The following is a 22,487-nucleotide window of genomic DNA, read 5'->3' as shown; positions in this document are numbered from 1 at the left end:
GATAATGATTCTCATTTATAGGACCAGGCTGAATGAATACATTTGAGGTGAATGCTTGTGAATTCAAGTTCATTATCATTAATATACCAGCGCTATTTGGAAAAAACTCCGTTTAAGCAACAGAATGAACATACCTATATGATTTTACCGGAAGCGGGTCATGGGCATATTTACCGGGTTACAACATATAGCGGAATTGAAAATTGTGTATTCACATATTCAATATTATGATCCATACCCGACCCAGTTTGCCTCCAGTGGACAAATGATTGAGCTTCAATTTGCGCTTTCCGGTCAACGCTATGTCAATGTGGATGGTCTGGAATATACGCTCCCGATAGGACGGGGGGCACTTATTTTTTTGCAGGATTTTAAAGCATATTTTCAGCCTCCGGTTCATGAGCAATACACATCATTTGCACTCGGCATCCCCGTCTCATTGTTTAATTATGCAGCCACGCAGCTGCTGGCTCGTCAGCAGGCAGCCATTGAATTTGATCAAATTATCAAGGGAGCTGCATTTCATCATTTTAGTTTTGAACTGGATCACAGAAGCAAAGTGATGATTGAGCATTTGATCAAGGATATGAAAAGTGTGAATAGATCCCCTTTATTAATGGAGGCAGCGGCATTAGAGATTTTAAACAGGTATATGATTCAATTATTTGATTTAACGCCCATGCCTGAAGGGTTGTCCAAAGAAGATGTCAGAAAGCTGCATCGGGCCCGGCAAATCATTGAATCCAGCATGATTGATCCTCCCTCACTGATCACATTATCCAGAAAAGTTGGCCTTAACGACTTTAAATTAAAAAAAGGGTTCAAAGCGTGCTTTGGAACTACTGTATTTGAATATTTGCGCCAAATTCGTCTGGATTACGCGATGAAGCTGCTACGAAGCCAAGAAAGCAATGTGACAGAGGCTGCGATGGCTGCAGGGTATAGCAATGTGAGTGCATTTTCGGAGCAATTTTTCCGTGAATACGGAGTGAAGCCGTCGGCAATAAAGAAAGTATTTTGCTACGGCATTGTATAGGGACAGCCTTTCATGCTCAGAGAACGACCGATCTCAAAGGTTTCCAGAAGCTCGTCCATCTTTTCATTTTTAAATTCACTGCCACGGTCTGTATGAAACCACTGAATTTGATGCAGATCACCCTGTACTGTGGCAAAGGCGCGAGAAATCAGAGCAGCGTCCTTGTTCGGACCTGCACTATGACCGATAATCTCTCGATTGAACAGGTCAACGAGTACACAAATGTAGTGCCACTGGTGCTGAACCTTCACATAGGTCAGGTCGCTGACGACGAAGCGCCTGGTCTCGGTTTGGTCAAATTCACGATTCAGGATGTTGGCTGTAGCCGCTTCATTACAGGCGGTTTTATAGGGCTTATATTGTGCCACCGTGTAGGTTGAAACGAGTCCATGTTCTTACATGATTCGACCGATCCGCCACCTGGACACCACGAATCCGCGCTCATGGAGCTTGATTTTGATCTTGCGCGTGCCATAGGCTTTTCGGTTTTTGTGGAAGATATCCACAACCGCTTCGGTTACATCGTCTTCGGTTGCCTGTTCTTTGGCTTCGTAGTAAAACGTACTTCTTGCGATTTGCAGGACGTAGCACATTGCTGATACCGAGTATTTATCACGATTGTTCTGGATGATAGCTACTTTCGTCCCATGATCAGCGCGGCTTGCTTTAAAATATCGACCTCCATCTTCAAACGCTGGTTCTCTTTTCGCAAAGCCAACAGTTCGTTTTCATCTGAAGAACGATTGTCTTTCTCCTTAAAGGAGCCTGACGTCTGAGCTTGCTTGATCCAGCGATCTAAAGCTGAAGCTGTGAGGCCATATTCCTCCACAATCGCTGCCCGAGATTTCCCGTTTTCATAGAGTTGCACCATTTGCTTTTTAAATTCTGAGGTGAAGGTTCGACGTTGTTGTTTTGGCATTGTAGATGATCCGCTCCTTAGTGTAATAGGTTTATTCTACAAGCCCCCATTTTTGTTGTCCAACTAAGTGTAGCCGATCCAGGTAACATTAAATTAGGTGGTCAATAGGTGAGAGGGCTGTTGATACACATCTCCAAAAGTTGATGTGTATAACCTTTTGGATTATAATAATCGTGTTTATATTTTTTGGGGTTGATTACAAAATATTATAAAGGGGGATGACAATGAATAGGGCAGCCACAGGAACAATATTTTGTTTTATATCTGCTATATTATATTCTTCTTATTTTCTTTGTTCAGCAATTATAGGAGCCGGAACGTTAAATCCTGATTATAATGTAACGTTTGATTCTTTAAAGGTTTTTGCCGTAATAGCTTTGATTATTGGAGTAGCCTACTTAGCTGTAAGTGAATATGAATATTTTAAAAAAAAGAAGAAGGCCTAAGCCTTCTTCTCAGATTGTCGAGAAACCCCGTCTTTTGAGACGCGGGTTTCTTTTTCTTGTGCGCCCGGCATGGGCGATAACTTGGCGGTGAAAGTCCGCTACAGGCTTGGCAGTAGGAACTGTTAGCCAAGGGCAAGGGTGTCTGCCGCGAGGCAGAATCTGAAGGAAGCCGGAGGCAAACCCTCGGTCTGACGAACAGAAATCACATAGAAGGCATGATGGAACGGACGAGCTTGCGAGACAAAGTGAAGTCCAATACTGCCCGAATTCCATGATGTAAATGTGACAGATAGATGAGGGGAAGGTTATCGCTCTTACCCGGGGAGGTCTCACAGACGTTGTGTAGGAAAAAAAATATTATCTGAAAGACGGAGTAAAGCTTGCTGTGAGAAGTCAGCAGAGGCCATAGTACCGGAAGTTTTTTTTCGGAAAGGGCTGAACAATCGTAGGTCTTGAGTACAAACAGGAAGGAGAGTCGGTGTGATGAAAGCAGAATACCGAAAGGGCTACCTGCAAAGGGATAGCGTGGAACGCGAAGAGTATGCAGGAGCGCGGAGCATCGGCACTCGGGAAAGTAGGGAAAGAGGCGGTGCAAGCGACGTGCTGGAAAAGATACTGGACAGGAACAACCTGAACAGAGCCTACCAGCAAGTCAAGCGCAATCACGGAGCGCCGGGAATCGACGGAATGACCGTCGAGGCGGCATTGCCGTGGCTGCGGGAGAACAGAGTGGAACTCTTGGGAAGCATCCGGGATGGAAAATACAAGCCAAGCCCGGTACGACGCAAGAACATCCCCAAACCAGATGGAAGCGGAGTCCGAAAGCTCGGCATCCCGACGGTCGTAGATCGCATCATCCAGCAAGCCATTGCCCAGCAACTGCAACCGCTGTTTGAGCCGCTCTTTTCGGAAGGAAGCTACGGCTATCGCCCAAGGCGAAGTGCCCAGCAAGCGATTCGAAAAGTGAAGACTTATGCGGAGCAGGGTTATAGCCATGCGGTAGAAATCGACCTCTCGAAGTATTTCGATACGCTGAACCATGAACTGCTCATGAACCTCCTGCGCAAGCAAATTCAGGACAAGCGCGTGACGGGCCTGATTAAAAAGTACCTGAAGAGCGGAGTGATGGAAAACGGAATACGCCGCAAAACAGAAGAAGGTTCTCCGCAGGGTGGGCCGCTGTCGCCGCTTTTAGCGAACATCTATCTGAACGAATTCGATCAGGAGATGCAAAGCCGAGGCGTGAGGTTCATTCGGTACGCGGATGACATCGTGGTACTGGCAAAGAGCAAGCGAGCAGCAACGCGGCTATTGAAATCAAGCCGGACGTATCTGGAGAACAAGCTAAAACTCCAGATGAATGCGCAGAAAAGCAAGGTCGTCAGTGCCGTGGCACGAAAGCACTTCAAATTTCTTGGATTCGCCTTGGGAAAGAACAGAAACGGGATGTACATTCGGGTTCACCCGCAATCCCTCACGAAGGCAAAGAGGAAACTGAAAGAGCTAACGAGCCGGAGTCAAGGCAGGAATGCCAGGCAGGTGATGGAAAACGTCAAGGTCTACATTCGCGGATGGATTGGTTATTTCTATGTAGCCGACATGAAGCGAATCCTGCAAAGTTGGAATGAATGGCTGCGAAGACGAATGAGCATGTACATCTGGAAAGAGTGGAAGAAACCGAGAACGAAGGTACGGAACCTGCGAAAGCTGGGAGTACCGGAGGGGCAGGCCTACCCATGGGGAAACACCCGTCTGGGGTACTGGCGCATTGCCGGAAGTGCGATAATGCAACGCTCGGTTACAAACAAAAGGCTCGTACAGGCAGGGTATTATGACTTCCCTGCGCAGTACGAGCGTCTACGTCAATTGTACTTAAACGGTTGAACCGCCGTATACCGAACGGTACGTACGGTGGTGTGAGAGGTCGGCTACTCAACTAATGGGTAGCCTCCTACTCGATTACATCATAATGGTCTGGTATCTGGGAAAAACGGGGGGTTACCCCTGTTTCTCCAGGCGATCCAGGTGAATCGCTATCTTCTTCATGTTCTGCACGGCTGCGGTTATAAGGGCTTGTTCCTTGACGTTCGGAAGTCCGCGCAAACGGCAATAGCGAAACCCATGGAGCTCTTTGGCATCCGCGAAGCTTCGCTCAATCGTCTCTTTTCGTTTGCGGTACAGCTGTTTCCCGGATGGGCTCAGCCGGTTGCTCCGTACCCATTCTTTGCTGTCCTCCCAGACATGGCGAGTCACCACTTTACGGTGGTTCTGAGACTGGGTACACTGGCCCAGCAGCGGACAATGCCAACACTGGGCTGGGTCAGACGCATACTGCCTGTATCCCTTACGGTCCGTCGTTCGGTAAGACAGTTCCTGTTGAGCTGGGCATCTATACACATTGCGTTTGGCATCGTATTCAAACTTCCATTTCGGAAACAGTCCTTGTTTAGGATGGAATCTTCGATGAGCAATCACGGCAAAAATCTTTCGGTTTTGCAAACCTCGGCAAATTGGCGTCGTTAAATAGCCTGAATCTAGTGCAACGGCTTCGACTTGAAAACCAAAACGTTCTCTTTGGCGATCCAAACGGGACAATAGGGGACGGAATCATGTACATTCCCCGGCGTTACATGCACATCGGTAATCAGATTGTACTTCATATCCACCGTACGGTGGTCCAGATAGAAGAAGCCTTCAGGCTTGCCATCACGGATCATATAACCGCTGTCCGGGTCTGTTTTGCTCACTTTCACTTCTTTTTCTTCGTTCACTTCCTCTCGGGATTTTAACGCTTTTTTCCGTGGTTTCTCCGGTCTTCCTTTACCGCTGCGTTCAGCTCATCCATATAGTCTTTGGTATTCTGTAATACTCGCTCTTTGGTGTACTGGTGTTTGTTGGCATTGGCTTTGACGTGTGTGGAATCGGTGATGAGAACACGTCCGCCCACCATTCGGTGAGAGATCGCCTGCAGCACAATTTCATCGAAGATATCTTGAAAGATCGTGGTGTCTTTAAAGCGAGTGCGACGATTCCAGCTTATGGTGGTGTGGTCTGGAACTTTATCCGTTAAGCCCAGCCCCAGGAACCAGCGATAGGCCAGGTTGGTCTGAATCTCCCGCTCAAGCTGCCGTTCTGAGCGAATGCCATAGAAATAACCGAGGAAGATCATTTTAAACAACACGGTAGGATCAATGGCAGGACACCCGTTGTCCGCACAATACAGCATGCTTACCTTCTCATGAATAAAGGAGAAGTCTATATATTTATCCACTTTGCGAAGCAGATGATCTTGCGGTACCAGCTCTTCCAGAGAAACCAATTCAAAAGATTGTTGCTTGTCTCGATGAGGTCGCAGCATATCAACACCGTCCGTTCTACAATAGTTACCTATATTATACAACATTAACGCGGTGTCGTCTTAAACAAAATCAACATAAAATAGGCTGTCGAGACTTTCTCGACAGCCTGAGAAGAAGGACTAGGCCTTCTTCTTTTACATTATCAATTAATTACTATAGCTTTGTTTCTACTACAGTGATTACACCTTGTACTTTACCACCCACAAGTTTAACAGGGGTCTTGATGGTAACATTGCGGATGCGCTCTAATACCGTATCCACATAATTATAACCAACTAGGTCTCCTGTAACTACTTTATAAAGAGGGGTAAATTGCAGTTTTGCTTGATAACCAGGCTTAACAGTTAGAGAACTAGAATAAGTATAGGAATCAGTAGTTGACCAGCCACCTCCTAGCACTTGAGTTATTGCGTCAGACCATTTAATAGAAAAGGTCATATTCGCACTCCACGTAAAACTTTTTTGCCAAGATACCATTTGGGTTACTGTGGTAGTTTTACTTTTATTTTTAATATAGTCAGTTACATCGCTTTTCTGATCTACTTGTAATCGGCTAGGATAATATACGGACTGAATTAATTTACGCTTAGAAACAAAATCAAGACCAGTATCAGCCATTGGACTAATCTTATTTCCGCTATCATAAACTTGAGCTGTGACTGTCTGTGGCTGTTCTTGAGAAAGAAGTTTTTGATACTCATTTAACGAGATTTCTTCCAAACCACTGTCTGTAGTTATGTAGGCTTTAACTACTTCGGGTTGTGAAGTAGCTGACTCACTAACAGCAATATTAGAATTAGTTACCTCAGCATTTGCAACAGATACAACTGGAACAGAAAATAGGGCTACTGATAGAGCAAACAACGCAATATTTTTCTTTTTCAAAGAAATCCATCCAAATAATGGTTTTTGTTACCTACTTAACATATAACAATATTCACAAAAAGGGAATAGTTTTTTGTAAAAAGAAAAAATATTCCTTTTTTCTATACTAGGGTCTGTACGCAAACTGTACAACTCGTAAAAATCTAGTAGAATAAGGAATATGAGACGAAGATATGAGTTAACGGATGAAGAATGGAATATCCTTGAACCCCTGCTGCCCCCGGCCCGAAAAAAAGCAAACGGATGTAGAGCATTTTGAAATTAAAGAGCCTACGCTGAATGAAATTTTCATACGAGAGGTCGGTGATTCTCATGAATAGACTGGGTACGGTTATCGGTTTTACGTTTCGCCAGAAGGCGAGAACCAAATCTTTTGTCATTACAACGCTGGTACTGGCATTGCTCATTACGATTGGCATGAATCTGCCATATCTGATTTCTTTGTTTAAGGGAGAAGGGATGGGTGGCGCAGGGGGGGGCCGGTAAATTCGCTGCTGAGCATCATCGTTTGGGACTGATCGCCGGAAGCCAGACTGAGATCGCGGATCAGATGGAGCAATTTACGAAGGCTCAGCCCGACCCGGTAGCTATCTGGGTGCGTTATGACAACGCACAAGCTCCAGCAATGCAGCTAGCTTTGAAAGACGGGGAGCTGCAAGGCTATGTGGAGTTTGCGCGGCCTACCGCAACGGGAGAAGCTTTTCCCAAGGTAGAGTATGTATCGGTTGAAAAAGAGCCGTCCCCGGCTGTAATCACATTGCTGCAAACCGGACTTCAGGAGGCAAAGGTCAATGCCATGATCGGCAGAAATACCTTGACCCGTGAGCAAGTCCGTGAAATTAGTACGCCTGTTACCGTGGACAGCCGAGAAGTGAACAGTCCCTCTGAGGCAGGCCGATGCCGATTACTGTACTGTCACTGGCGGCCTTTTATATCGGCATCTTCAACACCGCCGCACCTGACACGATGTTCGTCAAGGTTGCCGGGTACATCCCATTTTTCTCGCCGACCGTCATGTTGCTGCGAATTGGTCTGGAACGGGCGACCCTGCTGGAAATCTGGGTGTCCCTTGCTATTCTGGTTGCATCTATTCTGTTCTTCGGCTGGTTTGCCGCCAAAATCTACCGTACTGGCGTCTTAATGTACGGCAAACGCCCTACATTCAAAGAGCTAAGAAAGGTCATGAAGGCGTATAAAATTTAGATTTTTTTAAAAATATTTGTTAGTAACCATTATAGTTGAGTTATAAAACTTCTCAAAAAAGACGTTGTTGACCACATCGGATTTGAGTCACAACCATAATCTTTCGACCGGATTCAGGTTTGGACTGTAAGGCGGCAGAAAGACGAGTTGCAGACGCGGATGCTCCTTTAAAAAAGGCTGCAACCCCGTGGCATGATGAATCCGGCTGTTGTCCAGAATCATAGCCATCTTCCCGATAGGGTACGCCGCCAGAAGATCTTGGAGGAAGCGAATAAAGGCCTCCACATCAGCCTTTTCTTCTTCACGGTGATGCACCTGTCCGGTTTCGTAGTTGATCGCTCCAAATAACTTGGCGCCTTCATGTTTGCCGTACGTTGGCACTTGGCGTTGCTTTCCGTTGCGGAAACCAGTTGTATTGAAGCGCTTGATAGGAACGAATCATGGATTCGTCTTCAAACAGCCAGATGATCGATCTCTTCAGCTTCCACCTGCTTCTTGAGTTGTGCGAAAGTATGCTTGCGAAAATAAGCCTGCGCCTCCTCGTCGGCATTGGCCAGCGTATAGGTTGCTATGGTGAAGCTGACGAATTTTATTCCCGATGGTCTAGAAACAGATTCTGAAATAGTATTATTAGAAGATGTTGAGAAAGAGCTCCCCCTTCTTGTAACTAAAACTATAAAGAACTGGGAGTGCAAAATAAATTCAAATAAGTTTAATGAAAGTCTTTTTGATAGGTACCGTAAAAATCAAATGATGCTATTAAGTATGGATCGAAGTACTGGTGAAACTGAGTATTGGGTTAAGTCAGGTATGATAAATTGTGAGAATTTTCAGGATTATATTGATGAATTGCTAAAGAAAGGAGTAGAGGCAAGTGGTTAAATTAAATAAAAAATTTGTTGTTACAATATTAATCTTATTTTTTTTAATCTCGGTATCTACTTTATTTACAAATAGTGAATCGCAAGGATTAATTTATGGAATACTGAGTTATCTATTATTTTTGTACAATTCAAAAATAACAAAATATGATTATATTTTTATGGGAAGTTTGGTTCTGGGAGTTGTTTTAGAGTTTATTACTATATTTTATAAGAACACGGAACTGATTAATTTGTATTCAGTATTTATTAGTGGGTTAGCACTTTTTATTTATTTTAAAAAAGGAAAGAATCATGAGTAAAATTAATTTTATTGCAAGTTACGAACATTCAGAATGTGGTCTTGCATGTGTGGCTATGATGATTGATTACTTTGCCCAAGGGATATCACTGACTGAGCTTCGTGAAATATATGGGGTTCCAACAGGCGGATTTAATGTGAGTCAAATGATTGAAATCTCACATAAATACAATGTACCTACAAAGGCAATGAAAGTGAACAATATAAAAGAATTGGCTGAAATTAAAGAGCCATTTATTGCTCATTGGAATACTAACCATTTTGTAATAGTTGAAAAGTTTAAAAATAAAAAAGTAGTAATCGTCGATCCTGCCAAAGGGAAACTGAGGATACCGACTGAGGAATTTGAAAGATCATTTTCAAATGTTATCATTTGTTCTATTGTCGAAAAAAAAAGAAAAGAAGAAACGGAAAAAAAATAAGAGCTTAATGAATATAATAAAGGAAAATAGAAAAGCACTTATATGGACAATAGTGTTTTCCTTTTTGATGCAAATATTAACACTATATATTCCCATTTATATGAAGCAACTAATTGATAACTATAATAATATTGAAAATTATAGAAAGTTAGTTATAGTTTTATTTCTTATCATCGCTTTTTATTATTCTTTTAGTCAAAATGAGAATTATCACGTTCTTTCAAAATAATTTTGATAAAATGTTAACATCGAAAACGGTTTCACATTTAATGAAGTTGCCATTAAAATTTTTTGTTAGTAGAGGAAAAGGCGAGTTAATCTTTACAGTAAATAGCAATCAATATATTAGAGCATTACTATCTACACAAATGATAAGTCTATTTATTGATGCGGTATTCCTCATTTTATATTTTCTATTAATGCTGTTCTATTCTGTTGAGCTTACTTTAATTACAGTCATTCTAGGCTTTGTTTTGGTGAGTATTTCTATTTTTAATACTAAAATACTCATAAGGAAAAACCAGACACAAATAACGACTATAACGGATGTGCAAAATATCACTGGCGAAATTGTTAGTAATATTTCGACAATTAAAGCTGTTGGTGCTGAGGAAGAGACATTTAATAAATGGGCTATTGGGTTTGAAAAACAACTCCAATTGGAGAAGGAGAAAGCTCGGATAGACTCAGTTCTTGGGAATATTCCATCAACAATTCAAGTAACCTATTCATTGATAATATTTGTAGTTGGAATATTATTAGGAAGAGAAGAAGGGTTAAGTATAGGTACTATTGTAGCTTTTAATGCATTGGGAGCTTCTTTTTTATCACCAATGTTATCAATTGCCAACTCCTATTTGCAGTTATCAGCAGCGAAAATCTATATCAATCAATTACTGGATATTATTGATTCTAAAACAGAGAATCGCGATGATTGTGTAGAAAATATTAAACTTCAAAATGGAGATATAAGTTTAAACAACATTTCTTTTAAATATGATTATTTTTCTGATTATGTATTAAAAGAAATTAATATTGATATAAAAAGTGGGGAAAAAGTAGCTGTAGTTGGAGAGTCTGGATCGGGAAAATCAACATTGTTAATGCTAATTGCAGGTCTATATGAACCAACAAAGGGGATTATAAAAGTAGGAAATCAACATATTAATAATCAGAATGTGAATAAAAGATTTTATCGTAAGCAACTTGGTATTGTATTGCAAGAAAGTATGTTATTTAATCACGCCTGTTGAATAACCACAAAATGGTAGAAAAAAGATCGTCTTTTCTGTAGAATCGTTGGTACCATCCAAACGAATCCGAAAGAAGACGATCTCATGAAAAATTCTATCACGATTACATCTATCCTTCAATCCATGCTGACTCCTGAAGAAGTTCAAAGGGTTGTGAAGTTAATAGGTTATGAAGACAAAGCCCGCAAGTTTACGGTGTACCATTTACTCCAATACTGGTGCATGGCTGCGTTGGAACAATGGGGTAGCTATCGATCCAGCGTAGATTATGCGGCTCTCTGTGGCTTGCCTGTCGTCCACTACTCACGCTTTTCAACCAAAGCCGCCGAAGTCCCGTTTTCCGTATTTAAGGAACTTTTCCATCTACTTGTTTGCAAATGTAACCGGGAAGCACGTCGGAAACTGACTTTCCCAAAAGAATTATTACTCATCGATTCAACCACGATGACGGTGGGAAAAACGCGTTTGCCTTGGGCTCCTTATCACGGGGAGCGTGCAGGTATTAAACTTCATGTCGCTTTACGAGCAGAAAATGGGCAACCCCTTCAGGTGGTCGAAACGCTGGGCTCCAAGCATGATGGCCCCATGAGTGAAGCGTTGGCTCAACCGGACTACATTTTGGTGATGGACCGTGCTTATGGGAAACTGGAGCGTCTGGATCACTTCAAAACCCATGGACAATCGTTTGTCATTCGGCTTCGCGACAACGTCCATTTGGAAAAGCCTCATGCGCTACGCCGCCTTACGAAGCCAGATTCATCCGTCATTCGGGATATCACTTGCCAGTTGGGAACCCCTCAGTGTCGTTCCACACAACGTCATCGTGTGGTGATGTTTCGGGATTTTGAAGGTCGGGAAATTCGGGTGGTTACCGATTTAATGCAGGTGACCGCAGAACAAATCGCACAGATCTATAAGGCTCGATGGCAGATTGAAGTCTTCTTTCGTTGGATCAAGCAACATTTGAATATCCCAACGCTGTTTGGTACGACTGAAAATGCGGTCTATGGGCAATTATTCTGTGCTCTAATCGTCTATGTCCTGCTCAATTGGCTATTTGTTGCTGCTCAGACTTCATGGCCCCAACATGCCGTTCTTTCCTTTGCGCGATTTTCTCGTCTATTTCTTCTTCAAAACTTACCTGTTGAATGGCTGATTCAGATTCAGCGCGTTCTTCTTCAGTGCACCTCTTGTTTCATGAATTGAGTTACTTATTTTGGTTATTCAACAGGCGTGTTATTTAATGGAACTATTAAAGAAAATATATTAATGGGGCGTAATGCAGATGGAGAAGAAATCAAACAAGCTATCTTAAATGCAAATTTAGAAAAGTTTGTACAAAGCTTTCCGTCAAAATTAGACACAATCATATCTGAGGATGGAAATAATATATCAGGTGGTCAGAAACAACGATTATGTATAGCTAGAGCTGTTTTAAAGAACCCCAAATTGATTTTAATGGATGAACCAACAAGTTCCTTAGATAATATTTCGGAGAATAAGGTAATTGATAAATTATTTAAGATGGATTCAACTATTCTAGTTATTGCCCATAGATTGGCCAACATTACTAGATTTGATAAAATTATTGTGATGAATAATGGTAAAATAGTTTCTTATGGTTCTCATGAGGAACTGCTTCAAAATAGTAATTATTATAGAGAATTATATGAAAAAAAATAGTGTTTTTAAAGTTCATTATCAGGCCTGTTGATTAACCAAAATAGGATAAAAAGAGTCGCCCCTCATGAATGAACTGACCCCTGTCAAGTAGACAGTAATAAAAAAGCAACATTAAGCAGCCTGAGTCCGATATTCATACGGGTTTAGGTTGTTTAATTTCTGTTGAAAACGTTGGTGGTTGTAGAAATGGATGTAACTTTGGACAGCATGTTTCACTTCCTCACCTGTTCGAAAAGTGTAGCGATCAAAACATTCCGATTTGAAATGGCTAAAGAAGTTCTCCATACATGCGTTATCCCAACAGTTTCCCTTTCTGGACATACTGGCGATCATTTTGTATCTTTTAAGACGCTTGTTATATTGACGAGATGTATACTGAAACCCTTGGTCACTATGCCCTGAACCTTCCGTTTCCTTCTTGCCTTTTTTTCTATTTGAGCAGTTTTTTCTTAGTAAAAATCAAGCTTGAGTCCGTCCCAAACGGATTCAGGCTTTTTTATGTGTGAAGCTGCTCTGCAAACGTACATATTTTTCTAATAGACCCATTTTAAGATTTGATATCAGGTTTGTAATTTCAACACCTGTAAATCAAGCATATAACATGCAGGGATACAACATTGCGCACAATCAATGGAAGCGTTTTAATTTGAGTATAGGAACACAAAAGAAGACCTCAGGGAGGACATAAGAATGCTAAAAGTGAAAGCGCTTAGATGCGAACATTTAAATAATCCGATTGGACTAGGTTGTCTAAAGCCGCGGTTAAGTTGGCAGATTGAATCTGACAAAATATATGTTTCCCAAAAACGGTTTCAATTGCAGGTATCTGTTCATCCCACATTTGAACCGCTGATCTGGAATCATTTTGCCTATTCGGATCAATCCATTTTGTTTCCATATGAAGGTCCTCCGCTGGAATCAGGACAACGATATTATTATCGGGTAAAAGTATGGGCTCAGGGAGCGGGTGACACGGAGCCGGAAGAATCGGAATGGAGTGAGTCCGGCTTTTGGGAAATGGGGCTGCTCTATGAGCAGGACTGGAAGGCACAGTGGATCACTGTGAAAGAGCGGAGCATAAATGAACAGTTTCAAACAAGGGCTCCTTTTGCCGCTTCCAAGTGCTTTTCCGTTGAGGGAAAAGTGATAAAAGCAGTCATTTATGCTACAAGCCTTGGTCTGTATGAACTGGAGCTAAATGGACAAAGAGTGGGCGATGCTTACTTTACCCCGGGATGGACGGATTATAACGATCGTGTCCAGGTGCAGGCTTATGACGTGACTGCTGCCATTCGAGAACAACATAATCAAATCACAGCAACGGTGGGTGAAGGCTGGTATAGCGGTTATCTGGGCTGGCAGAAGCGCAAGGACACCTACGGGAACACGAATGCATTGCTGCTGCAAATGAAGATTAGCTATGAAGATGGCCGTTCTGAGCTCATATGCTCTGATTCTTCCTGGGAGGAAACGAGCTGTGCCATTTTAATGTCGGATATTTATAACGGCGAAATCTATGATGCCCGACTTGAACAGGGGACAGCCAAACATAGCTCTTTAACCGAACGGAAAAAGATGCAGGTCGTCCCGTTCCCATTCAGTCATCTGGTTGCTCAGGAAAACGAGCCTGTCCGTGTGATGAACCGATTGAAGCCTGTTGAACTCATTCGGACCCCCAAAGGCGAGCTGGTGCTTGACTTGGGTCAAAATATGGTAGGCTGGCTGGAATTTAAAGTTGAAGCTCCCGCAGGTACAGTTTTGAAGCTGGTTCATGGTGAAGTGCTGGATCAGGAAGGGAACTTTTACAGGGATAATATTCGCGATGCAGCGCAGCAGATTACGTATATTTGCAGCGGGAAGGGGACGGAGATATTTCGGCCACATTTCACTTTTCAAGGCTTTCAATATGTGAAGCTTGAGGGTTTCCCGGATGGCGTTACAATTGAAGATTTTACGGGAGTTGTTTTGCATTCGGACATGGAGACGATCGGATGGTTTGAGACATCCGACCCGAAGCTCAATCAACTACAGCACAATATTGTGTGGGGGCAAAAGGGGAACTTCCTGGATGTGCCAACCGATTGCCCACAGCGCGATGAACGATTAGGCTGGACCGGTGATGCACAGATTTTTGCCAGAACGGCCAGCTTTAATATGAATGCGGCTTCATTCTTCCGAAAGTGGCTAAAGGATTTGGCTTACAACCAGTTGGAGAATGGGGGCAGTGCCTTTTGTAGTGCCGGATGTTCTTAAAGGAACCTTTGCCGACAACATGGACAAAACAACGGCGGCATGGGGAGACGCGGCGGTTATATGTCCGTGGACCCTATATCAATGCTATGGGGATAAGCAAATTTTAGCTCAGCAGTATGACAGTATGAAAGCATGGGTGGACTACATCCGCGCCCAGGGGAACGAAGAACATCTTTGGGATACCGGCTTGCAGCTTGGAGACTGGCTGGCGCTGGATAGCGAGGAAGGAAGCTATTTTGGGGCCACAGATGGAACGCTGGTAGCGACTGCATACTTTGCGTATTCGACTCATATTTTGGCGCAGACGGCCAAACTGCTTAATCGTTATACCGATTACAGCACATATAGAAGCTTGCATGAGGGGATTAAAACTGCTTTTGCGGACCGTTATTTCGATGACGCTGGCCAACTGACCTCCAATACCCAGACTGCACAGGTTGTGGCTTTGCACTTCGGATTGGTGCCGGAAAAATATAAAAAGCAAGTGATTCAGGAGCTTGTGCGGCTCTTAGAAAAAAAAGATATGCATCTGGACACCGGCTTTGTGGGCACACCCTACCTATGTCTGGTTTTATCCAACAATGGCTATGCGGATGTAGCTTACAAGATTTTATTTCAAAATGATTATCCTTCATGGCTCTATCAGGTTGAACGGGGGGCGACGACCATGTGGGAGCATTGGGACAGCATCAAAGTGGACGGCTCGTTCTGGAGTACGGATATGAATTCGTTCAATCACTATTCGTACGGTTCGGTTGGAGACTTTATGTACCAAAATATTTCCGGAATCAACCTGCTTGAAGCGGGTTATAAAAAATCACGAATAGCTCCCAAACCGCCTGCTAATCTTACTTCCGCCCACGGGAAACTGGAGACGCCATATGGTGCGCTTGAAGTCCATTGGGAAATCGTGAATGAAGAAATGCAGATGACGGTTCACGTCCCGCATAATACGACCGCTGAAATTACACTTCCGGGAGTTATGGAGCCGGATGCATTACAGAAGACCATTGCTATGCAATATCCGTCGTTTAAACAAGTTGGATATAACAGCATGAGCTTTTTCTATAAAAAGTTCAAAATGGCGTATGGCGCCACCCCGCAAAATATCCGAAACAAGCAGTTGAGGAAATGAAGGATATACAAGGACGTCCAATTCTAACGGGCGTCTATATTTGTTATAGCTGCAAATTCAGAAGCTCAAGGCTGATGAAATGATAGGCTGTGGGACACCTTTGTCTCCGGCAAAAGGGAGGATACATTCTTGAAAAAGACGCCGTCTGAGTGGATGTATCCGAAGCATCAGATCACAGCAAATGTAAAAGGATACGACGAGCTGAATCAGTGGGTGATTTTAGATCAAACGCAGGTTTTCAAAAATCAGTTCGCGGGTTGAAAGTGGGCATTGGAATACTGAAAGGGGAATGATCATACAAACTTTAACAGTTGCTGAACTGGTGGATGCAAAAGTGATTGAAACGCCTACGAAGAAGGGAGCATATGGTGACCAGCTCCGGTGCTAAGCGCCGGGGCTTTTTACATCGGCTTGATTAAACCAAGGAGAGCATTTTGTCAAGCAGTATGATAATTTCGTAACCTCATTGATTCTTTCCCGTATAAAGATAAAAACATGATCCGAATCCGTTCCCGTCAGGGAAGACATGCAACCATGTTTAACAAAAATAGAAGTTGAGGTAATGCATTGTATGAATGAGAAATTTATTAATCATGCCGATAAAGGATATCAGCAAGCTGAGCAGAAGGCCGCTCAGTATTTTGCATCACTTTATACACAGGTCAGAGACAAGACTTATGTGACTACTCTGACAGAGGATATTCAAATGTGGAAAATGAATCATATTCATCATTCTTCATGGTTATCTTTTTTTTCGCGGACCCAGAGAAAACCTGATACTCGGGATTATCACAGATACATTCAATGGCTGAATTATACAGGCAAATTGGATGCTTACCTGGATCGAAGCGTCTCCTATATTTATATGAGGGATTTAGGCAAAGCTCTGAATTCTCCTGACACACAGCTCCGGATTCAGCATGCCATTGTTGACATAAAAAAACACTTGATTCAATCCACCACTGAAAACGGGGGAGACCAGCCAGCATTTATGAATTTGGCCGGGTTGTATCGGTGGGCCCAGAAGGAAGGCATAGAAACCGCCACGATCTGGGTAATCAACAAACTTAGATCCGTATCCTCCCATATTCCAAAGGAAATGGATGCAGAGCAAGCCCAGCGCAAACTGATTAAGATCATAATTGGGGTTATTCTGCATGTGATGGAAGAAATGGACGATAAAGTATCAGCTGCGGAACGTACTCGCAGACTGGATGAAGCCATCAGGCTTGGTTATTCCTATGGTCTAACTTACCCTTTCATTGATGATCTTCTCGATTCCCAGGTATTGACCGCTCAAGAGAAAGAACAATACTCCCGCATGATACGTGCCGCTCTTCTCACGGGATCAGTGCCTGAGTTGGGCGATTGGACCGGAAATAATATGAAGTTAATTCAATACATACATTCGGAGCTCTCGGATGCTTTTGAGTATATTAAGGAACATCAGCGGCCGGACACACAGCAAACATTTTTCGAGCAGTCCTATGTCTTTTTTCATTCTCAGGATATCGACCGCGTGAAGGTCCTGACACGAGCTGGTTACACCAATGAAGAGCTTTATATACCTGTCATTTTAAAATCTTCTTCTTCCCGATTGATTGCTCGTTCTGTGATTGGTGCTCCAGAGAATGAGGGCTTTGAGCAACGAACATTCTTTTATGGTATCTATAACCAGTTAGCTGATGATTTTGCGGATATGGTTGACGATATGAGAGAGGGTGCGGTAACACCCTACACCTACTATTTAAAATATCATGACAAGCGTTCGGATCTTATCAACCCCTTTGAATTATACTGGGTGGTCATTTCCTACTTGATCCACAACGTGTATGATTCTGATGCTATGGCCCGTGAGGTGATACTGGATCGTGCAATGAATGGACTCAAACGTTACAAAGAACGTGTAGGTACTGAAAAGTATAACGAGATCATGGGGATCTTTGCATCCGGAAATCCGGAATTCAATCGTCTCATCCAGCAGATGGTGCAAAAAGCAGATGATGTTGATTTCTTCGATAAGCTGCTTCGGGACCAGATGATTACCTATCTGAAAAACGATTCGAGAGAAAAGGAAGATTTTTTTAATACACTCAAAACAGCTCGCCATCAGATTAACAACCAATTGAAAATTCCCAAACCGCAAGGGATTCCGGCGATGAAAAAACAGCTTATCGATGCTGCAAATTACAGTCTCGAAGGGGATGGGAAACGCATACGGCCTATATTAACTTGGGTGATGGGCGTAAACGAATATGGACTGGACCCATCAGCAATCGTGCCACTGCTGAGATCATTGGAGTATATGCATACCGCATCCCTGATCTTTGATGATCTGCCAACCCAAGATAATGCATCCACCCGCAGAGGACGTCTGACTTTACATCAGATGCACAATAGCGCTACGGCGGAATTAACCGGTCTGTATCTGATCCAGAAAGCAATTGGAGAACAATCGTCACTTGACCAATTCAATGCTGAGACTGTACTTGCCTTGATACAATACTCGGCTCAAAAGGCAGAGGATATGTGTATGGGGCAGGCGATGGATCTGGATTCAAAAGGAAAGGCATTGACATTGAAGCAGCTAAATATGGTGTGCTTTTATAAAACAGGAGTAGCATTTGAGGCTTGTCTGGTTATGCCTGCCATGCTCGCACAGGTCAAGGAGCCGGAAATTGCTGCTTTGAAGAAATTCGCTTACCATGCGGGGATTGCCTTTCAGATTAAAGATGATTTGCTTGATGTGGAGGGAGATCTGCTCTTACTTGGGAAACCTATTGGCAAGGATTCTGAAAATAATAATTCGAATTTCGTGTCCATCCTGGGTCAGGAAGGTGCCAGCAAAGAGATGTGGGAACACTATTGTCTTGCTATGGAAGCGTTGAAAGAGGTGCCCCGCAACACCGCTTTTTTGAAGCATTTAATGAATTATATGGTTAATCGGGACCGTTAAAAAAGAGCATACCCCATTGCTTAATATAAGCGATGGGGTATTTTGCGTTAGAGTAAAGCAGCGGTTCAATTCTTGATCATATCCATTAAAACTTGATATGCAATGGGTAAGGAAGTAAAACCGTCGCGCTCTAAAAAGTGGCCTCCGTGTTCTACCTCGTGAAAATCAGCTTGGATATCTTGCGCTAGTTTCTTACTTAATACAAAGGGGACAATCGTGTCATCCTTTGCAGCAATAACTGTACGCATCTTTGCCGAATCCATGATTTGCTTATAATCCAACTGTTCCCTTGTAAACTCATCTAATGACGGCAGGGTTGGCACTGGATCGGTAAAACCGGAGACGAAGACAAGACCACCGAGTGGCTCTGAGATACTTACTTGCTGTAAATATCTTAATATGGAAACACACCCCAAGCTATGGCCAACAAAATAGGTATCTTTATGTAGAACCTCAATACTTGATAATAAATGTTGGGTCCACTCATGAAGCCGGGGAGCTTGCGAGTTGGGCATATCCAATATAGCTACAGAAACGCCATCTTCCTGTAGCTTGTCTTGTAGCCAAGGAAACCAATGATCGGATGGTGAAGCAGTATAGCCATGGATGATATACACTTGTTTTTGATTTTGCAGGTTTGTCACTATACGTTCTCTCCTATTATTCTGAGTTTATTCTCTTCTAGTTTAGCAAATTTTCCAAGCTCATGAGTACCTAAATTCATAGACATATTTGGTCTGTTCCAAGCTCACTATCATTGAATGAATATTCTTTATTTTAGCAGTAATGTTATTTCTCTTATAAAATTAAGTGCTTTCTACCGATATATATATCATCACGGTGTAATCTCTTAATTCTTATGGTTTGGGGGATAGTGTTTATGGGAGCAGCGTGATCTATTATACATAGACGACTGGAGGAGTTTTGATGTGAACAAAACTATCAGACAGCACTAAAAAAGTAAAAGGATTTAGAGATTTAAAGGTCACGACAACGATGGTCTCCATGATCATGATCAGCTTGGTGGGGTTGCTCATTGTATCGTTGGTAGGGGCTTTCGGCATGTATCAAGCCAAAGAGGGCCAAGGTATTTTGTATGTGGATCGCTTTCAGCACCAAACGAATATTCTGGAAGTAAAAAGTGATTTTTATAACATGCGGGCCAACTATACCAAAGTACTTGATAATAACGAATACACAGATAAACAATATAAGCAGGTACAGAAGGGGAAGGACAGTGTTTCATCAGGGTTAAGTAAATTCTCGCAAAAAAATCTCGACTCGCAGGAACAGAAATTATACGAGGAACTAAGAAGCAGTATAAACACATATTATCAGGATATTGAGCAGATCATGGCAGTCAAAAAAAATACTGGAACGTATGACAAGGAAGAGAGAGGCCGGATTAATACATCTAGTACGGCAATTGTTAAGATACTGACTGATATTTCTGATTACAATAATGAGCAATCGGCCAACTTATATCAAAATACGCAAAATGAGATTAACATGCGCACGATTATTTTGATTGTGATTCTGGCCCTGGTGCTGGCTGTCCTTAGTATGATCTCCTTTTCGACCATTCGGAATATTCGTTCTCGGATGAGCGCCATCACGAAATACTGTGAAGAGATTACCCAGGGAAATTTAACAGCAGCACTGGATCCGTCTCTGCTCAAGGGAAATAACGAAATCGCTGTCATTGCGTGTGCCATTCAGCAAATGACAGATTCAACCTCGATGGTTATTACGGGAGTTATCAATGAACCTCGCCAAATTAATCAGCTAAGTGACCAGACGAATCATAATATGACAGATCTCAATGAGCGGATTAGAGACGTATCAGCTACGGTCGAACAGCTGTCTGCAGCGATGGAGGAGACTTCGGCATATACAGAAAACATGAATCATTCTGCGGGTGAAATGCAGCGGGCGGCAGAGTACATTTCGGTTAAAACTCAAGAAAGAGCGCGGTCTGCCTATGATACAAGCCTAAAGGCCGAAGCGTTAAAGCATGAGGCTAGTGAGTCCAATAAAGCGTCCAAAGAGATTTACCGGAAGACCAGTGAAAAGATGAAGGAAGCGCTGGAACAAGCCAAAGCGGTATACCAAATTCGCATACTCTCCCAGTCTATTCTGGAAATAACGGCGCAAACGTAATTTGCTGGCTCTAAATGCATCCATTGAAGCGGCTCGTGCCGGTGAGTCAGGCCGGGGATTTGCGGTTGTGGCTAACGAGATTCGCAAGTTGGCAGATGGGTCCAGGCAGGCGGTGGACCAAATCCAGAGTGTTACGCAAGAGGTTGTACAATCTGTAGCCAATCTGACAACTAATGCTGAAGAATTGCTGCACTTCCTGCAAGCCCAGGTGGGCAAGGATTATCAGCTGCTGGAGGATACGGCAGAACAATATTACAATGATGTCGTTGAGCATACGAATACAGTTAATGATTTGAACGCTACCTCTAAGCAGGTGAATGCAACGATCCAAACCATGGTGAGAGCGATCCATGAGATCGCAACAGCCAGTGAACAATCCGCCGTTTCTACCCAGCACATTGCTGAGAATATGGTTTCTTCGGCGGAAAAGTCTCTTGAAGTGGCACAGCAGTCCGATCAGGTGAAGGGAAGCGCTGCCCGACTGAATGAACTGGTCGAAGGCTTTAAAATTTAACGAAGCCAGTAGGGAGAGTGGTATTCCCTATGAAGGGCTGATTTCAATGTTGGGGAGCCACAAACAGGCTCCCTTTTACTTTCTAAGGTCCCAACCTGGTTTTCTAGTAATATATTGTGGGAATATTTTGTTTTTTTGCTTTTAATTTTAATAGAAGAAAGCCACCCCTATCGGTTCTTCTGTACTATCCACATTGCATATGGCACGAACTTGCGAATAGGTTTCCTTCGTATTGGATGGCAGACAACATATACTTACGCCTCAATGGCGGTGTTCAGCGCCAGCGCTTCCCAGGCTACTGCTTCGTCGATTCTGCCTTGGAAGTTTTGCCGGGTACCGTAGGTCGCGTCGGCACCTACTGGGAAGTGAACGGGAGGTTCGGAACTCTCCGACATCGAAATGATCGCCTTAACCCCTTTGGCAGGATCTCCGGGCGTCCAAACCATTCCGCTTTTTTCCATCGATTCGTATACAATGTCGTATTCGGGCATTCTGTCGGCGAGCACCATCGAACTGCCGGCGAAGTCCGTAGCGAATTGGCTTGGTTCCACGGCGGTAGTTTTGATTCCGAACGGCTGAAGCTCGCGGGACATGGACTCAGAGATGCCTTCGACCGCGAATTTCGTCGCCGAGTAGTATCCGACCATCGGTACGCCCATCGTTCCAAGGAAGGACGACATGTTGATATAGTGACCGGAGCGTTGACGCCGGAATATGGGGAGCGTAGCGCGAACCACATGGAGCAAGCCGAACACATTGACTTCGAATTGATGCCGGATTTGCTCGTCCGATGCTTCCTCCAGCATGGCACTTAGCGCGTAGCCGGCATTGTTCACGACGATATCAATCGTGCCGAACGCCTTAACCGCTTCCTTCACCGCTTGTTCAACTTGCGCTTTGTCCGTCACATCCAGAGCGACCAGATGCACTTGTTCGGGAGCTTTGCTTTTCAAATCAGCCAGCGCTTGCGGGTTTCGCGCCGTGGCGACCACCTTATCCTCTTTTTCGATCAACTGTTCGACAAAATGTCTTCCGAAGCCCTTGGAACTTCCTGTAATAAACCATACCTTACTCATCTTAA

Annotated in this window: 14 protein-coding genes and 9 pseudogenes; 16 read left to right on the top strand and 7 right to left on the bottom strand. The window is 43.3% G+C overall.

Translation table 11 applies throughout. The features are described from left to right. Nucleotides 1–57 precede the first annotated feature (57 nt). Nucleotides 58–1,036 (top strand): annotated as a pseudogene (locus GCU48_RS28775) (helix-turn-helix domain-containing protein). Here the strand turns inward: GCU48_RS28775 and GCU48_RS27590 are convergent. After that, nucleotides 1,033–1,955: pseudogene (locus GCU48_RS27590) on the bottom strand (IS3 family transposase); the annotation flags it as partial. The pseudogenes GCU48_RS28775 and GCU48_RS27590 sit on opposite strands and share 4 nt — an antisense overlap. Nucleotides 1,956–2,179: 224 nt before the next feature. Between GCU48_RS27590 and GCU48_RS02905 the strand changes: the two are divergent. Together GCU48_RS02905 and ltrA are read left to right on the top strand one after the other, a co-directional pair. Beyond that, nucleotides 2,180–2,401, top strand: coding sequence for a hypothetical protein (locus GCU48_RS02905; protein WP_152378990.1), 222 nt, complete (start codon nt 2,180–2,182; stop codon nt 2,399–2,401). Nucleotides 2,402–2,884: 483 nt separating this feature from the next. After that, nucleotides 2,885–4,285, top strand: a complete 1,401-nt coding sequence (ltrA, locus tag GCU48_RS02895; RefSeq protein ID WP_152378989.1) for a group II intron reverse transcriptase/maturase — start codon at nt 2,885–2,887, stop codon at nt 4,283–4,285. A gap of 114 nt (nt 4,286–4,399) precedes the next feature. Here the strand turns inward: ltrA and GCU48_RS02890 are convergent. Both GCU48_RS02890 and GCU48_RS02885 read right to left on the bottom strand, forming a co-directional pair. Continuing rightward, a pseudogene (locus tag GCU48_RS02890) lies at nt 4,400–5,759 on the bottom strand (IS1182 family transposase). 154 nt (nt 5,760–5,913) lie between these two features. Next, on the bottom strand, nt 5,914–6,645 hold the full coding sequence (locus tag GCU48_RS02885) for a hypothetical protein (protein WP_152378988.1): 732 nt from the start codon (nt 6,643–6,645) through the stop codon (nt 5,914–5,916). 312 nt (nt 6,646–6,957) lie between these two features. On the opposite strand from GCU48_RS02885, the gene GCU48_RS29040 reads away from it, so the two are divergent. Together GCU48_RS29040 and GCU48_RS29035 are read left to right on the top strand one after the other, a co-directional pair. Then, nucleotides 6,958–7,131, top strand: coding sequence for a hypothetical protein (locus GCU48_RS29040; RefSeq protein WP_244316050.1), 174 nt, complete (start codon nt 6,958–6,960; stop codon nt 7,129–7,131). Nucleotides 7,132–7,542: 411 nt separating this feature from the next. After that, nucleotides 7,543–7,848: pseudogene (locus tag GCU48_RS29035) on the top strand (ABC transporter permease); the annotation flags it as partial. 90 nt (nt 7,849–7,938) lie between these two features. Here the strand turns inward: GCU48_RS29035 and GCU48_RS27575 are convergent. Then, nucleotides 7,939–8,432 (bottom strand): annotated as a pseudogene (locus GCU48_RS27575) (IS630 family transposase); the annotation flags it as partial. Here GCU48_RS27575 and GCU48_RS02865 point away from each other — a divergent pair. The 7 genes and pseudogenes from GCU48_RS02865 to GCU48_RS02840 all read left to right on the top strand — a co-directional run bounded on the left by GCU48_RS02865 (nt 8,422) and on the right by GCU48_RS02840 (nt 12,388). Next, complete coding sequence (locus GCU48_RS02865) at nt 8,422–8,730, top strand: hypothetical protein (protein WP_152378986.1); 309 nt, start codon at nt 8,422–8,424, stop codon at nt 8,728–8,730. The pseudogene GCU48_RS27575 and the gene GCU48_RS02865 sit on opposite strands and share 11 nt — an antisense overlap. Next, nucleotides 8,723–9,031, top strand: a complete 309-nt coding sequence (locus tag GCU48_RS27570; protein ID WP_152378985.1) for a hypothetical protein — start codon at nt 8,723–8,725, stop codon at nt 9,029–9,031. The genes GCU48_RS02865 and GCU48_RS27570 overlap by 8 nt, the downstream gene beginning before the upstream one ends. Beyond that, entirely contained in the window at nt 9,024–9,452 is a 429-nt protein-coding gene (locus tag GCU48_RS02855; RefSeq protein WP_152378984.1) for a cysteine peptidase family C39 domain-containing protein, read from the top strand. The genes GCU48_RS27570 and GCU48_RS02855 overlap by 8 nt, the downstream gene beginning before the upstream one ends. A 200-nt stretch (nt 9,453–9,652) precedes the next feature. Further along, a pseudogene (locus tag GCU48_RS29030) lies at nt 9,653–10,225 on the top strand (ABC transporter transmembrane domain-containing protein); the annotation flags it as partial. A 285-nt stretch (nt 10,226–10,510) separates the two neighbouring features. Further along, nucleotides 10,511–10,705: pseudogene (locus GCU48_RS29025) on the top strand (ATP-binding cassette domain-containing protein); the annotation flags it as partial. Between the two features lie 84 nt (nt 10,706–10,789). Next, nucleotides 10,790–11,911, top strand: a complete 1,122-nt coding sequence (locus GCU48_RS02845; protein ID WP_152378982.1) for an IS4 family transposase — start codon at nt 10,790–10,792, stop codon at nt 11,909–11,911. A 27-nt stretch (nt 11,912–11,938) separates the two neighbouring features. Next, complete coding sequence (locus GCU48_RS02840; RefSeq protein ID WP_152378981.1) at nt 11,939–12,388, top strand: ATP-binding cassette domain-containing protein; 450 nt, start codon at nt 11,939–11,941, stop codon at nt 12,386–12,388. A 111-nt stretch (nt 12,389–12,499) separates the two neighbouring features. Here the strand turns inward: GCU48_RS02840 and GCU48_RS29020 are convergent, their stop codons facing one another. Continuing rightward, nucleotides 12,500–12,673, bottom strand: coding sequence for an IS3 family transposase (locus GCU48_RS29020; RefSeq protein WP_425280858.1), 174 nt, complete (start codon nt 12,671–12,673; stop codon nt 12,500–12,502). A gap of 405 nt (nt 12,674–13,078) precedes the next feature. Here GCU48_RS29020 and GCU48_RS28765 point away from each other — a divergent pair. From GCU48_RS28765 to GCU48_RS02825, 3 genes and pseudogenes are all read left to right on the top strand, one after another. Then, nucleotides 13,079–15,776: pseudogene (locus tag GCU48_RS28765) on the top strand (family 78 glycoside hydrolase catalytic domain). Nucleotides 15,777–15,905: 129 nt separating this feature from the next. Further along, nucleotides 15,906–16,037 (top strand): hypothetical protein, encoded by a 132-nt coding sequence (locus tag GCU48_RS28595; RefSeq protein WP_280116422.1) that lies wholly within the window; start codon nt 15,906–15,908, stop codon nt 16,035–16,037. Nucleotides 16,038–16,338: 301 nt separating this feature from the next. Further along, nucleotides 16,339–18,732, top strand: a complete 2,394-nt coding sequence (locus GCU48_RS02825) for a polyprenyl synthetase family protein (protein WP_152378980.1) — start codon at nt 16,339–16,341, stop codon at nt 18,730–18,732. Between the two features lie 65 nt (nt 18,733–18,797). Here the strand turns inward: GCU48_RS02825 and GCU48_RS02820 are convergent, their stop codons facing one another. Further along, nucleotides 18,798–19,376, bottom strand: a complete 579-nt coding sequence (locus tag GCU48_RS02820; RefSeq protein ID WP_025716921.1) for an RBBP9/YdeN family alpha/beta hydrolase — start codon at nt 19,374–19,376, stop codon at nt 18,798–18,800. Nucleotides 19,377–19,668: 292 nt separating this feature from the next. Between GCU48_RS02820 and GCU48_RS02815 the strand changes: the two are divergent. Then, nucleotides 19,669–21,406: pseudogene (locus tag GCU48_RS02815) on the top strand (methyl-accepting chemotaxis protein); the annotation flags it as partial. A 254-nt stretch (nt 21,407–21,660) separates the two neighbouring features. Here the strand turns inward: GCU48_RS02815 and GCU48_RS02810 are convergent. Beyond that, on the bottom strand, nt 21,661–22,482 hold the full coding sequence (locus tag GCU48_RS02810; RefSeq protein ID WP_152378979.1) for an SDR family NAD(P)-dependent oxidoreductase: 822 nt from the start codon (nt 22,480–22,482) through the stop codon (nt 21,661–21,663). Nucleotides 22,483–22,487: the final 5 nt, after the last annotated feature.

The organism is Paenibacillus brasilensis (genome assembly GCF_009363115.1).
GTDB classification, from domain to species: domain Bacteria; phylum Bacillota; class Bacilli; order Paenibacillales; family Paenibacillaceae; genus Paenibacillus; species Paenibacillus brasilensis.
Note: the sequence above shows the minus strand (reverse complement) of the source record. Positions and strands in the feature narration are given on the sequence as shown.